The sequence below is a fragment of the Streptomyces sp. NPDC048671 genome (genome assembly GCF_055587045.1).
Window position 1 is genome coordinate 1 of record NZ_JBVJHB010000009.1, and the last position, 14805, is coordinate 14805.

Here is a 14805-nt window from a genome sequence, read left to right on the forward strand (position 1 = left end):
GATGACCGTGGTGGGCGTTCCGGTGGTGGGTTCGAGCGGCGTGACGACCGGCCGCGTGGCCCGCGTCGCGACGACGACAACCGCGGTGGCAGCACGGGCGGCGGTTTCCGCCGCGACGACAACCGTGGCGGCTCAGGCTCCTCCGGCGGTGGCTTCCGCCGGGACGACAACCGGGGTGGCTCCGGCTCGTCCGGCGGCGGTTTCCGCCGCGACGACAACCGGCCCAGCAGTGGTGGCGGTGGCTTCCGCCGTGACGACAACCGGGGTGACCGGGATCGTGCGCCTCGGCGTGACGACAGCCGGGGCGGCGCCTCCGGTGGTTTCCGCGGTCGGCGGGACGACGGCGGTGACAGGGGTGGCTACCGCGGCCGCGACGACCGCGGTGACCGTGGCGGGTACGAGCGTCGGGACGAGCGTGAGCGCGAGCCGATCAAGCGGCTTCCCATCCCCGACGAGGTCACCGGTCACGAGATCGACAAGGACGTCCGGCAGGAGCTGATGAGCCTGCCCAAGACCCTCGCCGAGGATGTCGCCAGGAACCTGGTCATGGTGGCCCGGCTGCTCGACGAGGACCCCGAGCAGGCGTACGCGTACGCGCGCATCGCCCTGCGACTGGCCTCGCGGGTCGCCGCCGTGCGTGAGGCGGCGGGCTTCGCCGCCTACGCGACGCAGAAGTACGCGGAAGCGCTGGCGGAGTTCCGGGCGTCCCGTCGGATGACCGGTTCCGTGGAGCTGTGGCCGGTCATGGCCGACTGCGAGCGCGGACTCGGCCGGCCCGAGCGGGCGATGGCCATGGCCGGTGAGCCCGAGGTGCAGAAGCTGGACAAGGCCGGACAGGTCGAGATGCGTCTGGTCGCTGCCGGAGCCCGCCGGGACATGGGGCAGATCGACGCCGCCATCGTGACGCTGCAGAGTTCCGAGCTGGCCTCCAGCGCCGTCCACCCGTGGACGCCGCGACTGCGCTACGCGTACGCGGACGCGCTGCTGGCCGCGGGGCGCGAGGACGAGGCGCGTGAGTGGTTCGGGAAGGCCCTGGAGGCCGACAAGGACGGCTCCACGGACGCGTCGGACCGGCTCGCCGAGCTGGACGGTGTCGAGTTCGTCGATGTTCTCGGCGACGATGACGAAGACGGCGCCCCCGTTTCCGCCCCCGCCGCCCCCGCGGACGAGGCCGATGACGTCGAGGCGCCGGTGGTAGCCGCCGCGGACGACCTCGATGACGACGACCTCGACGATGACGAGGACGACGAGGACGACGACGAGGACGGTCCGGTCAAGGCGTAACGCACAGAAGGAGGGCGGCACCCCACTCGGGGTGCCGCCCTCCTTCTGTGTGTCCGGGGGCGGGATCAGCCGAGGGACAGGCTCCGCAGGACCAGGCCCGTCGCCGGTTTGGGGCCGAAGGAGGTCGACTTGCGCGGCATGGTGACGCCCTGTCGGGCCAGGTCCCGGACGACTTCCTCGCGTACGGGATGCATCAGCACCGCCGTGGCGTTGTGGCGCTCGGCCTGTTCGACGGCTGCCGCGGTGTCGTGGATGTACGCGATGTGCGCCGGATCGTCCGGGATCTCCCAGACATGGTCGAGCAGCGCCGAATGCAGGACCGTGGCGTCGAGGGTGCGCCAGGCGGCCGGCCGGTCGGCCGGGACGGTGCGGGTCAGCAGGGCCTCGTCGGGGCGGTCGACCAGATGGAAACCGCCGTCGCCCGCGAGCAGGAAGGCGTTGCCCTCGGCGGCTGCCCCGGCCAGGGCGTCCATGGCCCGGGGCAGCGGCCCCTCGACGTCGCGGATGCGGAAGAGGCCGGCCAGCGCGGCCAGCGCGTCGGCGACGGGCAGTCCGTGCAGCAGCCGGTGGATGGACCGGACCCGGAGCGGGTACCGGGCCGTGTCGACCAGGAGGACCAGACCGAAGTCCCAGGGACCGGGGACGGAGTGTTCCCGCTGAAGCCTGAGATAGGTGGCCCAGCGGTGGTGGCCGTCGGCGATCAGGGCCTGGTGACGGGCCAGGTCCGTCTCCACCACCGACCGTTCGGCGGCGTCGGTTATCGCCCAGAGCCGGTGGCTGAAGCCGTCCTCGGTGGTGGTGGCGAGCAGCGGCGGGCGTTGGATCGTCCGCTCGATGACGGCGGTCGCCCCGGTGGCGTCGCCGTCGCTGCGGTAGGTCAGCAGCAGCGGTTCGAGGTGGGCCTCGGTCGTCCGCATCAGGTCGGCGCGGTCCTCCACGACATCGGCCATCACGTCCTCGTGCGGGAGCACGATGCCGTCGGCGGGGGCGGAGAGGGCCAGCGTGCCGATGACGCCGCGCTGGAGGATCTCGTCGTTGCGCTGCTCGTACACGTAGAGCGCGGGCTCGGGATCGGGGGCGAGGATCCCTTCGGCGAGCCAGCGGTTGAGCGTGGCGGCAGCCTGCTCGTGGCGGGCGGACGCGGTGTCGGCCTGCGGGAGGATCAAGCGCACGATGTTGTGCGGATCCGCCGATTCCAGGTGGAGCAGCCCGTCCGGCCGTACGACGACGTCGTACGGGGGCGAGGTCACCGCGGCGAGGCTGCCGACCAGCTCGGGAACGTAGCGCAGTCCACGGAACGGAATCAGGTGCAGTCCCTGGTCTCCGGGGCCTCGTGAGTTCATTGCTGCATCGTATGTGCGGTTCGGGGATGCGCGATGATCGGGGGGAGACGCAGGCAATGAGGAGCGCGGGATATGAGTCAGGCGAGCAGGACCAGGCCGAGCGGGATCAGCACCGCGTTGAATGAGGCGTACGACACGGCTCTGCTCGATCTCGACGGGGTGGTGTACGCGGGCGGGCAGGCGATCGGCCATGCGGTCGAGGCGCTCGGCACGGCGCGGGACGGCGGAATGCACCTGGCGTACGTGACCAACAACGCGCTGCGGACGCCGGATGCGGTGGCGGAGCATCTGACCGAGCTCGGGGTGCCGGCCGAGCCCGCCGACGTGATCACTTCGGCGCAGGCCGTGGCCCGGCTGATCGCCGATCAGTTCCCGGCCGGGGCCCGGGTGCTGGTGGTCGGGGGCGAGGGGCTGCGGATGGCGCTGCGTGAACGCGGGCTGCGGCCGGTGGAGTCGGCGGACGACGAACCGGTGGCGGTCGCGCAGGGATACGGCGGGCCCGACATGGCGTGGGGCCGCTTCGCCGAGGCCGCCTACGCGGTCAATCGCGGGTTGCCGTGGTTCGCGTCCAACACGGATCTGACCATTCCGAGCGCCCGGGGAATCGCGCCCGGCAACGGGGCTGCCGTGGAGGTCGTACGGATCGCGACCGGGGCCGAGCCGCAGGTGGCCGGGAAACCGCTGCCGCCGATGCACAGGGAGACGGTGCTGCGGACCGGCGCGCAGCGGCCGTTGGTGGTCGGGGACCGGCTCGACACGGACATCGAGGGGGCGTTCAACGGCGGTGTCGACTCGCTGCTGGTGCTGACCGGGGTGACGGACGCGGCGCAACTGTTGGCGGCGAAGCCGGAGCACCGGCCGACCTATGTGGACGCCGATCTGCGGGGACTGCTGACCGGGCAGCCCGAGGTGACGGAGGTGGGCGAAGGCTTCGGCTGCGGCGGCTGGACGGCGTCCGTCCGGGGCGAACAGCTCGTGCTGGAGGGCGAGGGGGAGGCGCTCGACGGTCTGCGGGCGCTGTGCGGGGCGGCGTGGTCCCGGGCCGGAGAAGGGTCGTGCGGGCTGGACGCGGGGAAGGCCGTGGCCAGGCTCGGGCTGTAGCGGCCGTGACCCCGCCGGCGTTGTGCGGTCGGTGGTCCGGTCGGGCATCCGGCCTGTTATCCGGTCGGGCGTCGGCTGAGGACGGCGGGGTCGAGCCGCCGGAGGCGTGCGGGGTCGGCGATCACGTCGTACTCGGTGATCCTTTCGTCCTCGATGGCGAAGGTGAGCGCGAACGGCAGGCGGCCGCTCGGGGCCACGAGAACTCCCACCGTGCCGTTGACCAGCGCCGGTTCGGCCGGTCGTGACCGGTGCGCCAGGGCGGCCGTCCCCTCCGCGACGGCTCGCGCGCCGCGAGCTCGCTGGCCGCGGCGCGGGCGGAGGTGATCGAGGCGACGCCCGGCGGGGAGCCGGCGGACTGCCGGAGCGGGGGTTCGGAGCACGGTCCGGGCGGCCGGATCGAGGTCACAGCAGGGTAGGCTAACCTAACCGGCGTGTTCGTTGAGAGTCCCCCGGAACCGAGTGCAGGCCCGACAGCCGCGCCGGACAGACCCGCGCCCCCCAGGCGCCATGCGGTACGAGCAGCAGGGCTCCTGGTGGCCCTGGCGCTCCTGGTGCTGGTGTGTCTGGCGAGTATCGGGATCGGAGCCAAGGCACTGCCCCTCGCCGACGTCTGGCACGGGCTGTTCCACTACGCGGGGAGCAGCGACGACGTCCTCGTACGGAAGGTGCGGATTCCCCGGACCGTTCTCGGGCTGATCGTCGGCAGCGCGCTCGGCCTCGCCGGGGCCGTGATGCAGGCGCTCACCCGTAACCCCTTGGCCGAGCCCGGACTGCTGGGCGTCAACGCGGGGGCATCCGCGGCCGTCGTCTCCGCCATCAGCTTCTTCGGTGTCACCTCACTGACCGGGTACGTCTGGTTCGCCTTCGCCGGCGCCGCGATCGTGTCGGTGGCCGTGTACCTGCTCGGGGGCAGCCGGTCCGCCACTCCGGTACGGCTCGCGCTCGCCGGTACCGCGGTCACCGCGGCGCTGTACGGGTACGTCAACGCCGTACAGCTGCTGGATTCGGCGGCGCTGGACCGGCTGCGGTTCTGGACTGTCGGCTCGCTGGCCTCCGCGAACACGGAGACGGTCGGCAAGGTGTGGCCGTTCATCGCGGTCGGCGTCGTACTGGCCCTGCTCATCGCCCGTCCGCTCAACGCCCTGGAGATGGGCGACGACACGGCGCGGGCGCTCGGCGCCCGTCTGACCAGAACGCGGGTCCTCGCCATGCTCGCCGTCACCCTGCTGTGCGGGGCGGCGACCGCCGCGTGCGGACCGATCGTCTTCATCGGGCTGATGATCCCGCACCTGGTGCGGGTGATCACGGGTCCCGACATGCGGTGGATCCTGCCGTACGCGGCGGTGCTCTCCCCGGTGCTGCTGCTCGGCGCGGACGTGGTGGGCCGGATCATCGCCCGCCCGTCCGAACTCCAGGTCGGTATCGTCACCGCGCTGATCGGCGGGCCGGTCTTCATCCATCTCGTACGACGCAAGAGGATGGCCCAGCTGTGACGGCCACGCACACGAAGGAGTCGGCGCAGGCGTCGGGGAGGACCGGGACGGCCCGGTCGGTGCGGGCCGTGCGGACGGCCGGCGGGTACTCGTTCCGGATGAACGTCCGGGCGTCCCTGGTGATCCTGCTGCTCGCCGCCGTGGTGGCGGGGGCCGGAGTCGTCCTCATCGGCAGCGGCGACTTCGCCATGACCCCGCGCGAGGTCGTCACCACGCTCTTCGGACACGGCACCTTCCAGCAGGAGTTCATCGTCACGGACCTGCGGCTGCCGCGGGTACTGGTCGGGCTCCTCGTGGGTGCGGCGTTCGGCGCCGGCGGCGCCGTCTTCCAGACCATCTCGCGCAACCCGCTCGGCAGCCCCGATGTGCTGGGCTTCGGCCAGGGTGCGGCGGTGGGTGCGCTGACCGTGATCGTGCTGTTCCAGGGCGGGGCGACGGCGGTCGCGGGGGGTGCGGTGGCCGGCGGGCTGCTGACCGGGGTCGCCGTCTATCTGCTGGCGTGGAAGCGCGGGGTGCACGGCTTCCGGCTCGTCCTGGTCGGGATCGGCGCCGCCGCCATGCTGACCGCCGTGACCCAGTACCTGATCACCAAGGCCAACCTCGTGGACGCCACCCGGGCCGTCGTCTGGATGACCGGCTCGCTCGACGGGCGGGACTGGGCGCAGGTCTGGCCGCTGCTCGCGGTCTGCGGTGTCCTGCTGCCGCTGGTGTTCGCGCACGGACCGGCCCTGCGGGTGATGGAGATGGGCGACGACGCCGCGTACGCGCTCGGTGTACGGGTCGAACGTACCCGGCTCGTCCTCATGGGCTCCGCGGTGCTGCTCGTCGCCGTCGGAACGGCCGCCGCCGGGCCGATCGCGTTCGTCTCGCTCAGCGCCCCGCAGCTGGCCCGCCGGCTGACCCGCTCGACCGGCCCCAACCTGGTGGCCGCGACCTTCATGGGTGCCGCCCTGCTGCTCGTCGCCGACTGGGTCGCGCTCGACGCCTTCGGCGACCGGCAACTGCCCGTCGGCGTGGTGACCGGAGTGCTCGGCGGCTGCTATCTGCTGTGGCTGCTGGTGTCCGAGCGGAAGGCGGGTCGCATATGAAGAACGTATCCGTCGACGCCGCCGGTGCTGCCAGTGCCACCGATGCCGCCGGTGCCGCCGATGCCGCCGGTGCTGCCAGTGCCACCGGTGCCATGGATGTCGCCACCTGCCGCGTGAAGTCCTCGCCCGCCGCTCAGCCCCTCACCAGCCCCCCGACCGACTCACGGAGTACGACCATGCAGCGCCTCACCGCGGACTCGGTGACCCTCGGCTACGACCAGCGGGTCATCGCGGAGAACCTCTCGGTCGAGATACCCGACCACTCGTTCACCGTGATCGTCGGCCCCAACGCCTGCGGCAAGTCGACATTGCTGCGGGCGCTCTCCCGGATGCTCAAGCCGAGCCGGGGCCAGGTGCTGCTGGACGGGCAGGCGATTCACCGGATGCCCGCGAAGAAGGTCGCCAGGACGCTGGGGCTGCTGCCCCAGTCCTCGATCGCGCCGGACGGCATCACCGTGGCGGATCTGGTGGCCAGAGGGCGCTATCCGCACCAGGGGCTGCTGCGGCAGTGGTCGCCCGAGGACGAACGCATTGTCGAGGAATCGATGGCGTCGACCGGCGTCGGTGAACTCGGTGATCGCTATGTCGACGAATTGTCCGGCGGCCAGCGTCAGCGGGTCTGGATCGCGATGGCGCTCGCGCAGCAGACGCCGCTGCTGCTCCTGGACGAGCCGACGACCTACCTGGACATCCAGCATCAGATCGATGTGCTCGACCTGTGCGCGGAACTGCACGAGACGCAGGGGCGCACGCTGGTGGCCGTGCTGCACGATCTGAACCACGCCGCGCGGTACGCCACGCATCTCGTCGCGATGCGGGAGGGCGAGATCGTCGCGGAGGGCCCGCCCGGGGAGATCGTCACCGCGGAACTGGTGGAGCGGGTGTTCGGGCTGCGGTGCCAGGTGATCTCCGATCCGGAGACGGGGACGCCGCTGGTGGTGCCGGCCGCGCGGGTTGCGCGGGTCGCGTCGGCGTAAGAGGGGGCCCTGTGCGGAGCGTGGTCGGGTGCGTGACCTGCGGCCACGCTTCGTCCTCAATCGCCGGACGGGCTTGTTGTGGACTACAGGAGGGATCTGAGCTTCAGGAGGTCGCGGAAGCCGGCCTCCAGGCGTACCCGGCCCGAGCCCCACGCCTTGGCGAAGTTCAGCTCGCCGTTCACCAGGGCCACCAGATCGTCCCCGGTCATCGCGAGACGTATCTCCGCCTTCTGCGGAGGCGGCCCCTCGACCGTGTCCAGGACCTGGATCCGGCCGCCGGCCAGCCGGCCGGTGAACGTGATGTCGAGGTCCTTGATGTGGCAGCTCAGCGAACGGTCGAGGGACGCCGCGCTGCGCACGTCGCCGTCGGCCCCCGCGAGGTTGTCCGAAAGTCTGTCGAGTGCGCTGCGGCACTCCGCCATGGTCGCCATCGTGATCGACGGTACCGCAGCCCCTCGGGGTAGCGTTTCCCGCATGAGCGACTCGATGCCGGGGCCGGGGACGGCCGCCGGAACCGCGCCCGGGGAGATCCGGCAGGACGCGCCGCAGGAGCCGACCCGGGCGGCCGCGCACGACCCGGCGGCCCCGGCACCCCTCGGTGTCGTCCGCACGCCCACCGGCAACGCCGGGGTGGACGCGGGGCTGGAGCGTCTGTCCGACGCCGACCACCTCCCGGCGGGCGGCCACATCGAGGTGTACGAGGATGTACACCGCGCACTGCGCGACGCGCTGACCGGGCTGGACGCCGGGCCCGCACCCGCACCGATGCCCCCGAACAACAACTCGCACGACAACTCGTACAACGCCTCGCACGACAACTCGTACAACAACAGGAGCTGAACCGAACGTGGCAGGAGTGGCCCGTCGCCGTCTCGACGCGGAGCTGGTACGCCGAAAGCTCGCCCGCTCACGCGAGCATGCCAGCCAGCTGATCGCCGCAGGACGGGTGACAGTCGGCGGCGGCACCGCGACCAAACCGGCCACCCAGGTCGAGACGAGTGCCGCGGTCGTCGTCACCAAGGACGACAGCGACCCGGAGTACGTCTCACGGGGCGGCCACAAGCTGGCGGGCGCCCTCGCCGCCTTCGTACCCCTGGGGCTGAGGGTGGAGGGGCGGCGGGCGCTGGACGCCGGGGCGTCCACCGGTGGATTCACCGATGTGCTGCTGCGGGCCGGAGCGGCACATGTCGTCGCCGTGGACGTCGGCTACGGGCAGCTCGCCTGGTCGCTCCAGTCCGATGACCGCGTCACCGTCAAGGACCGCACCAACGTACGGGAACTGACGCCGGAGGCGATCGACGGCGAGGCGGTCGATCTGGTGGTGGGCGATCTGTCGTTCATCCCGCTGGGGCTCGTGCTGCCCGCGCTGGCGCGCTGCGCCGCCCCCGACGCGGACCTGGTCCTCATGGTCAAGCCGCAGTTCGAGGTGGGCAAGGAGCGGCTCGGCAGCGGCGGGGTGGTGCGCAGTCCCGAGCTGCGGGCCGAAGCCGTACGCGAGGTGGCGCGCCGGGCCCGTGCGCTCGGTCTGGGGGTCCGGGGCGTGACGGCGAGCCCGTTGCCCGGACCCTCGGGAAATGTCGAGTACTTTCTTTGGCTGCGGGCCGGAGCACCGGAGCTGGATCCCGCGGATGTCGACCGAGCAGTGGCGGAGGGGCCTCGTTGACGACGAATACAGCACGAACAGTCTTTCTTCTGGCACATACCGGCCGGCCGGCCGCGATCCGCAGCGCCGAGCTCGTGGTCCAGGGCCTGCTGCGCAGCGGTCTGGGCGTACGGGTGCTGGCGACCGAGGCGGCCGACCTGCCGCTGCCACCGTCCGTCGAGACGGTCACCGATGCCACCCCCGAGGTGGTGAACGGCTGCGAGCTGCTGATCGTGCTCGGCGGGGACGGGACGCTGCTGCGCGGTGCGGAGCTCTCGCGCGCCTCCGGAGTGCCGATGCTCGGCGTCAACCTGGGCCGGGTGGGCTTCCTCGCCGAGGCGGAGCGCGACGACCTGGACAGGGTCGTCAACCGGGTCGTCACCCGGGCGTACACCGTTGAGGAACGCATGACGATCGACGTCGTCGTGCACAGCAACGGCAACGTCGTCCACACCGACTGGGCGCTCAACGAGGCGGCCGTGCAGAAGGTGTCGCCCGAGCGGATGCTGGAGGTCGTGCTGGAGATCGACGGCCGGCCGGTGACCGGGTTCGGCTGCGACGGCATCGTGTGCGCGACGCCCACCGGCTCGACCGCGTACGCCTTCTCGGCCGGCGGACCCGTCGTCTGGCCCGAGGTCGAGGCGCTGTTGATGGTCCCCATCAGCGCCCACGCGCTCTTCGCCAAGCCGCTGGTGACCTCACCCACGTCGGTGCTCGCCGTCGAGGTCCAGCCGCACACCCCGCACGGGGTGCTGTGGTGCGACGGGCGCAGGACCGTCGAGCTGCCCGCCGGAGCGCGGGTCGAGGTGCGGCGCGGCGCGGTGCCCGTTCGGCTGGCCCGGCTGCACCAGGCCTCCTTCACGGACCGGCTGGTGGCCAAGTTCGCGCTGCCGGTGTCGGGGTGGCGGGGCGCGCCGAACTGACCCCGGCCGGGGCGCCCGGGGAGTCCTTCGCACCCACCCGATCCGGTGCCCCGGCCGCGGCCCGTGTGCGCGCGGGCCACGAAACCTCGTATGGTCATGTCCGTGTTGGAGGAGATGCGGATACGGTCGCTCGGAGTCATCGACGACGCGGTGGTGGAGCTGTCACCCGGTTTCACCGCGGTGACCGGTGAGACCGGCGCGGGCAAGACCATGGTCGTCACCAGCCTGGGGCTGCTGCTCGGCGGACGCGCCGACCCCGCCCTCGTGCGGATCGGTGCGAAGGCCGCGGTCGTCGAGGGCCGGATCACGGTGTCCGAGGGTGACGCGGCGGCGCTGCGGGCCGAGGAGGCCGGGGCGGAGATCGAGGACGGTGCGCTGCTGATCAGCCGTACCGTTTCGGCGGAGGGGCGCTCCCGCGCACATCTGGGCGGCAGATCCGTGCCGGTGGGCGTGCTGGCCGAACTCGCCGACGAACTCGTCGCGGTGCACGGCCAGACCGACCAGCAGGGGCTGCTCAAGCCGGCCCGGCAGCGGCAGGCCCTGGACCGGTACGCGGGCGACGGCGTCGCCGGACCGCACACCACGTACGCGGCGGCCTACCGGCGGCTGCGCGACGTCGCGGGCGAACTCGACGAACTGACGACGCGCGCCCGCGAACGCGCCCAGGAAGCCGATCTGCTGCGCTTCGGGCTGAACGAGGTCGCCGCGGTCGAACCGCTGCCCGGCGAGGACACCGAGCTCGCCGCCGAGGCCCAGCGCCTCGGCCACGCCGACGCCCTCGCCTCCGCCGCCTCCCTCGCGCACACCGCGCTGGCCGGCAATCCCGAGGACCAGGAGGCGGTCGACGCGACGACCGTCGTGGCGGCGGCCGGGCAGGCGCTGGAAGGGGTCCGGTCCCACGATCCGGCGCTCGCCGCGCTGGCGGACCGGGTCGGCGAGATCTCCATCCTGCTCTCCGACGTCGCGGGCGAACTCGCGGGCTACGCCGACCAGCTGGACTCCGACCCGCTGCGGCTCGCCGCGGTCGAGGAGCGGCGCGCCGCGCTCACCGGACTCACCCGCAAGTACGGCGACGACATCGGCGCCGTGCTGGCCTGGGCGGAGGAGGGGGCCGCGCGCCTCACGGAGCTGGAGAGCGACGACGACCGGATCGGCGAACTGACCGCGGAACGGGACGCGCTGCGCACCGAACTCTCCGGACTCGGACAGGCGCTGACCGACGCCCGTACGGCGGCGGCGGCGCTCTTCGCCGAGGCGGTCACCGCGGAACTCGCCTCCCTCGCCATGCCGCACGCCCGGGTCTCCTTCGACATCCGGCAGACCGAGGCGGCCGACGAGGCGTCCGGCATCGACATCGGCGGACGCAGCGTGGTCTACGGGCCGTCCGGCGCCGACGAGGTCGAACTGCTGCTGGCCCCGCACCCAGGCGCCCAGCCCCGCCCGATCGCCAAGGGCGCGTCGGGCGGTGAGCTGTCGCGGGTGATGCTCGCCGTCGAGGTGGTCTTCGCCGGCTCCGACCCCGTACCCACCTACCTCTTCGACGAGGTCGACGCGGGCGTCGGCGGCAAGGCCGCCGTCGAGGTCGGGCGGCGGCTGGCGAAGCTCGCGAAGTCCGCCCAGGTCGTGGTCGTCACCCACCTGCCCCAGGTCGCCGCGTTCGCCGACCGTCAGCTGCTGGTCGAGAAGACCGTGGACGGCTCGGTGACCAGGAGCGGTGTCACCGTCCTGGAGGGCGAGGAGCGGGTACGGGAGCTGTCCCGGATGCTCGCGGGCCAGGAGGACTCCGAGACGGCCCGCGCCCACGCGGAGGAACTGCTCGCCACGGCACGGGCGGACGGCTAGGGCGTGTCCGGAATGTGTCGTCGCGTCCGGCCCGGCGGAGCGCTCCGGGGGCGCTGATCCCGCGGGGCGGCGCCGCCGCGGCCCCGTGATCTTCACCCGTGCGAGTGGTGCGCCACGCCCGGTTTGTCGCGGTGCGCACCGGAGTTACGGTCCGGCCGTGCCGGAACGTGCGTACGGGCTGGCATCCTTGGCGGTGTACACACCGCCGACTCGGCAGCACCGGGAGCCATTCAACGTGTCACAGCTGCGTACGGTCCAAGTGCTGGGCGGAGGCAGTGCGGGAAGCAGCGCCCATGTCGGCTCGCTGGCCGCCGGACTGGTCGCGAGAGGCGTGCAGGTCACGGTCTGCGCGCCCGCCGGACTGGACCGCACCTACGATTACTCCGCGACGGGGGCGCACTTCGCGCCCGTACCGAGGCGCACCGATCCCGCCGCCGTCGCCGCGCTGCGCGCTGCCTGCGCCGGCGCCGACGTGGTCCATGCGCACGGACCGCACGCCGCCGTACGGGCCGCACTGGCGCTCGGCGGACGCCGCGTCCCGCTGGTCGTCACCTGGCACACCCGGTCCCATGCCGAGGGCGCGCGCCGCCGGCTGCTGCATCTGCTGGAGCGCAGGGCCGCCCGCGCGGCGGCCGTTGTGCTCGGTGCCTCGTCGGACCTGGTCGACCGGGCCCGGCGGCGCGGGGCGCGCGACGCCCGGCTCGCGCCCGTCGCCACTCCGCCGCCGCGGCTCCCCGCCGGGCTGCTCGACGGCAAGGTGCGGGCCGAACTCGGCGCGGTGGAGCGGCCGTTGATCATGGCGGTCGGCAGCCTGGTGCCGCAGCACGGGTTCGGCGCGCTGCTCGACGCGGCGCGGGCGTGGCGACGGCTCGACACCGTACCCCTGCTGGTCATCGCGGGGGAGGGGCGTGAACGGGCGGCTCTGCAGCGCCGGATCAAGGCGGAGGACCTGCCCGTCGCGCTGATCGGCAGCCGGACCGATGTCACCGAGCTGCTGGCCGCCGCCGATCTGGTCGTGCTGCCCAGCCGCTGGGAGGCCCGCTCGATGGTGGCCCAGGACGCGCTGCGGATCGGCGTGCCGCTGGTCGCCACCGCGGTCGGCGGGGTGCCCGAACTCGTGGGTGACGCCGCGGAACTCGTGCCGTACGGGAACGCGGAGGCGCTCGCCCGCGCCGTGGCCCGGCTGCTCGGCGATCCGGCCGGGAGGGACCGGCTGGCCGCCGCGGGTCTCGCCCAGGCGGCGAGTTGGCCGACCGAGGACGACACGATCGCCCAAGTGCTGAGCGTGTACGACGAGTTGGCGCAGCCGTTGGCGGTGGCCCGGAACCGCTGAGCCGGATGCGGACCGCCGCTACGACGCGTGGCGGCGGGCGCGCAGGGCCAGGCTCAGGGCCAGCACCGCCTGCGGGTCGTCCAGATCGGTGCCGAGAAGTTCACCGATACGGGCGAGCCGGTTGTACAGCGTCTGACGGTTCAGATGCAGCTCGCGCGCCGTCTCCGCCTTGCGGCCCGCATGCGCGAGGTAGGTCTCCAGCGTGGGCAGCAGCGGCGGGCGCGAGGTGCGGTCGTGATCGCGCAGCGGGCCGATCGCCCGCTCGACGAACGCCGCCAGGTCCGGTTGGTCCCGCAGCCGCCAGAGCAGCAGATCGATATCGAGGCGCCGGGCGTCGTACCAGGGACGGTCGCTGAGCCCCTGGGCCGCCGTGGCCGTCTCCGCCGCGTGCCGGAGCCCCGCACCGGCCGTCGGCCAGCTGCCCGCCACCCCGACCACGACGACCGGGGGATGGGAGCCCGCCCGTTCCAGACCGGCCCGCTCCACCCCGGCCCGCAGCGCCGCGGCGACCCGGTCGGCCACCGCCGTGCGCTCCGTCTCGGTCCGCAGCGCCAGCAGCAGCGGCACCCGGCCCTCCACCGGCCGCACCCCGAGCAGCACCGGCACGCCCACCGATGACAGCTCCTCCAGGACCGCGCGGGCCAGCAGCGCCCAGTTGCCGGACGGGGACAGCTCGGGGGCCAGCCGCATCACCACGGGCAGCAGCGGCGTCTCGCCCGGTTTGAAGCCCAGCACCCGGGCCTGGGCCGGTGCGTCCTCGGGCGCGATCCGGCCCTCCGCCAGATCCGTCAGGAAGTCACCGCGGCCGCGCGCCGCGAGTTCCTCCTCCTGGCGGGCCTGCATCAGCACCACGGCGAGCAGGCCCGCCGCGCGCTCCGCCGCCATCCGGTGCACCGTCACCAGCGGGCCGTCCACGGCCAGCAGGACCAGCCGGGCCCGTACCGAACCGGACCCCGGACCGCCGCCCGGCACATCCGCCAGCACCGCGCCGACGGGCGGCGACTCGCGGGCCGCCCGGCCGCCGCGCATCCCGTCCCAGACCTGGAGCGGATCGGCGGAGACCGGCCCGGACTCGGTGCCCGCCGCGTACAGCAGCTGGCCGTCGGCCGTCTCCAGGAACACCGGATTGGCCGTGAAGTCCGCCAGGATGCCCAGCACCTGGGGTACCCCGCCACCGCCGAGCAGCGCCTGGGTGCAGCGCCGGTGGACCTCCTCGGCCTGCTGGAGGAGCGCGTAGTGACCGTTGACGATCTCGGTGTGGATCTCCTCGGTCACCGTCACGAACGGCACCTCGCGGTGCAGCTGGACCAGCGGCAGCCCGGCGGCGCGCGCGGCGTCCACTATCGAGGCGGGCAGCCTGCTGAAACGCGGACCGAGCTCCACCACCAGGGCGGCGATGCCGCGGTCGGCGAGCCTGCGGACGAACGCGCGCTGCTCGGCGGGGCGGCTGCCGAGCCCCATACCGGTGGTGAGGAGCAGCTCGCCGCCCTTGAGCAGCGAGGCGATGTTGGGGACCTCGCCCGCGTGGACCCAGCGCACCGTACGGCTGAGCCGGTCGGCGCCGGACACCACCTCGGGGAGTCCGCTGCGCAGCCCCGGCAGTTCGAGGGCCCGCTGAACGGTGATGCCGCCTTGGGTCTCCACTGGCTGGCCTCGCGCTTCGGTCGGGTCGGATCGGGCGGACGCCCTGATCAGGAAGGTACCGGCCCCGGGCGCCGTCGGCGGCGCCGGGGCGGCGCGGCCCGCGTACGGCCGTGCCGACCGGACGGACGGCTGGTG

14 protein-coding genes are annotated in these 14805 nt (G+C 73.2%); 10 read left to right on the forward strand and 4 right to left on the reverse strand.

Going from position 1 to position 14805, the window contains the following annotated elements:
• The first annotated feature begins 498 nt into the window (after window positions 1–498).
• Window positions 499–1284 (forward strand): tetratricopeptide repeat protein, encoded by a 786-nt coding sequence (locus ACZ6S6_RS18920; protein WP_469706506.1) that lies wholly within the window; start codon window positions 499–501, stop codon window positions 1282–1284.
• A gap of 65 nt (window positions 1285–1349) precedes the next feature.
• On the opposite strand, the gene ACZ6S6_RS18925 is transcribed toward ACZ6S6_RS18920, so the two are convergent.
• On the reverse strand, window positions 1350–2627 hold the full coding sequence (locus ACZ6S6_RS18925) for a DUF1015 family protein (protein WP_469706299.1): 1278 nt from the start codon (window positions 2625–2627) through the stop codon (window positions 1350–1352).
• A 72-nt stretch (window positions 2628–2699) separates the two neighbouring features.
• Between ACZ6S6_RS18925 and ACZ6S6_RS18930 the strand changes: the two genes are divergently transcribed.
• On the forward strand, window positions 2700–3728 hold the full coding sequence (locus ACZ6S6_RS18930) for an HAD-IIA family hydrolase (RefSeq protein ID WP_469706300.1): 1029 nt from the start codon (window positions 2700–2702) through the stop codon (window positions 3726–3728).
• A 56-nt stretch (window positions 3729–3784) separates the two neighbouring features.
• Here the strand turns inward: ACZ6S6_RS18930 and ACZ6S6_RS18935 are convergent, their stop codons facing one another.
• Window positions 3785–3925 (reverse strand): hypothetical protein, encoded by a 141-nt coding sequence (locus ACZ6S6_RS18935; protein WP_362965533.1) that lies wholly within the window; start codon window positions 3923–3925, stop codon window positions 3785–3787.
• 336 nt (window positions 3926–4261) lie between these two features.
• On the opposite strand from ACZ6S6_RS18935, the gene ACZ6S6_RS18940 reads away from it, so the two are divergent.
• The 3 genes from ACZ6S6_RS18940 to ACZ6S6_RS18950 all read left to right on the forward strand — a co-directional run bounded on the left by ACZ6S6_RS18940 (window position 4262) and on the right by ACZ6S6_RS18950 (window position 7286).
• Window positions 4262–5221, forward strand: coding sequence for a FecCD family ABC transporter permease (locus ACZ6S6_RS18940; protein ID WP_469706301.1), 960 nt, complete (start codon window positions 4262–4264; stop codon window positions 5219–5221).
• Window positions 5218–6309, forward strand: coding sequence for a FecCD family ABC transporter permease (locus ACZ6S6_RS18945; RefSeq protein WP_469706302.1), 1092 nt, complete (start codon window positions 5218–5220; stop codon window positions 6307–6309). The genes ACZ6S6_RS18940 and ACZ6S6_RS18945 overlap by 4 nt, the downstream gene beginning before the upstream one ends.
• A 176-nt stretch (window positions 6310–6485) precedes the next feature.
• On the forward strand, window positions 6486–7286 hold the full coding sequence (locus tag ACZ6S6_RS18950; RefSeq protein WP_362965595.1) for an ABC transporter ATP-binding protein: 801 nt from the start codon (window positions 6486–6488) through the stop codon (window positions 7284–7286).
• Between the two features lie 83 nt (window positions 7287–7369).
• Here ACZ6S6_RS18950 and ACZ6S6_RS18955 read toward each other — a convergent pair whose 3' ends face one another.
• A complete protein-coding gene (locus tag ACZ6S6_RS18955; protein WP_362965537.1) occupies window positions 7370–7717 on the reverse strand; it encodes an SCP2 sterol-binding domain-containing protein in 348 nt (115 codons plus the stop codon).
• A 43-nt stretch (window positions 7718–7760) separates the two neighbouring features.
• Here ACZ6S6_RS18955 and ACZ6S6_RS18960 point away from each other — a divergent pair, with 43 nt between their 5' ends.
• The 5 genes from ACZ6S6_RS18960 to ACZ6S6_RS18980 all read left to right on the forward strand — a co-directional run bounded on the left by ACZ6S6_RS18960 (window position 7761) and on the right by ACZ6S6_RS18980 (window position 13026).
• On the forward strand, window positions 7761–8126 hold the full coding sequence (locus ACZ6S6_RS18960) for a hypothetical protein (RefSeq protein WP_362965539.1): 366 nt from the start codon (window positions 7761–7763) through the stop codon (window positions 8124–8126).
• A 7-nt stretch (window positions 8127–8133) separates the two neighbouring features.
• Entirely contained in the window at window positions 8134–8949 is an 816-nt protein-coding gene (locus tag ACZ6S6_RS18965; protein WP_362965541.1) for a TlyA family RNA methyltransferase, read from the forward strand.
• A complete protein-coding gene (locus tag ACZ6S6_RS18970) occupies window positions 8946–9851 on the forward strand; it encodes an NAD kinase (RefSeq protein ID WP_362965543.1) in 906 nt (301 codons plus the stop codon). The genes ACZ6S6_RS18965 and ACZ6S6_RS18970 overlap by 4 nt, the downstream gene beginning before the upstream one ends.
• Window positions 9852–9947: 96 nt before the next feature.
• The gene (recN, locus tag ACZ6S6_RS18975; RefSeq protein WP_469706303.1) at window positions 9948–11693 is read left to right on the forward strand and encodes a DNA repair protein RecN; all 1746 of its coding nucleotides are present in this window, start codon (window positions 9948–9950) and stop codon (window positions 11691–11693) included.
• Window positions 11694–11928: 235 nt separating this feature from the next.
• Window positions 11929–13026 (forward strand): glycosyltransferase family 4 protein, encoded by a 1098-nt coding sequence (locus ACZ6S6_RS18980; RefSeq protein WP_469706304.1) that lies wholly within the window; start codon window positions 11929–11931, stop codon window positions 13024–13026.
• Window positions 13027–13044: 18 nt separating this feature from the next.
• Here the strand turns inward: ACZ6S6_RS18980 and ACZ6S6_RS18985 are convergent, their stop codons facing one another.
• The gene (locus tag ACZ6S6_RS18985; RefSeq protein ID WP_362965550.1) at window positions 13045–14670 is read right to left on the reverse strand and encodes a PucR family transcriptional regulator; all 1626 of its coding nucleotides are present in this window, start codon (window positions 14668–14670) and stop codon (window positions 13045–13047) included.
• Between the last annotated feature and the right edge of the window lie 135 nt (window positions 14671–14805).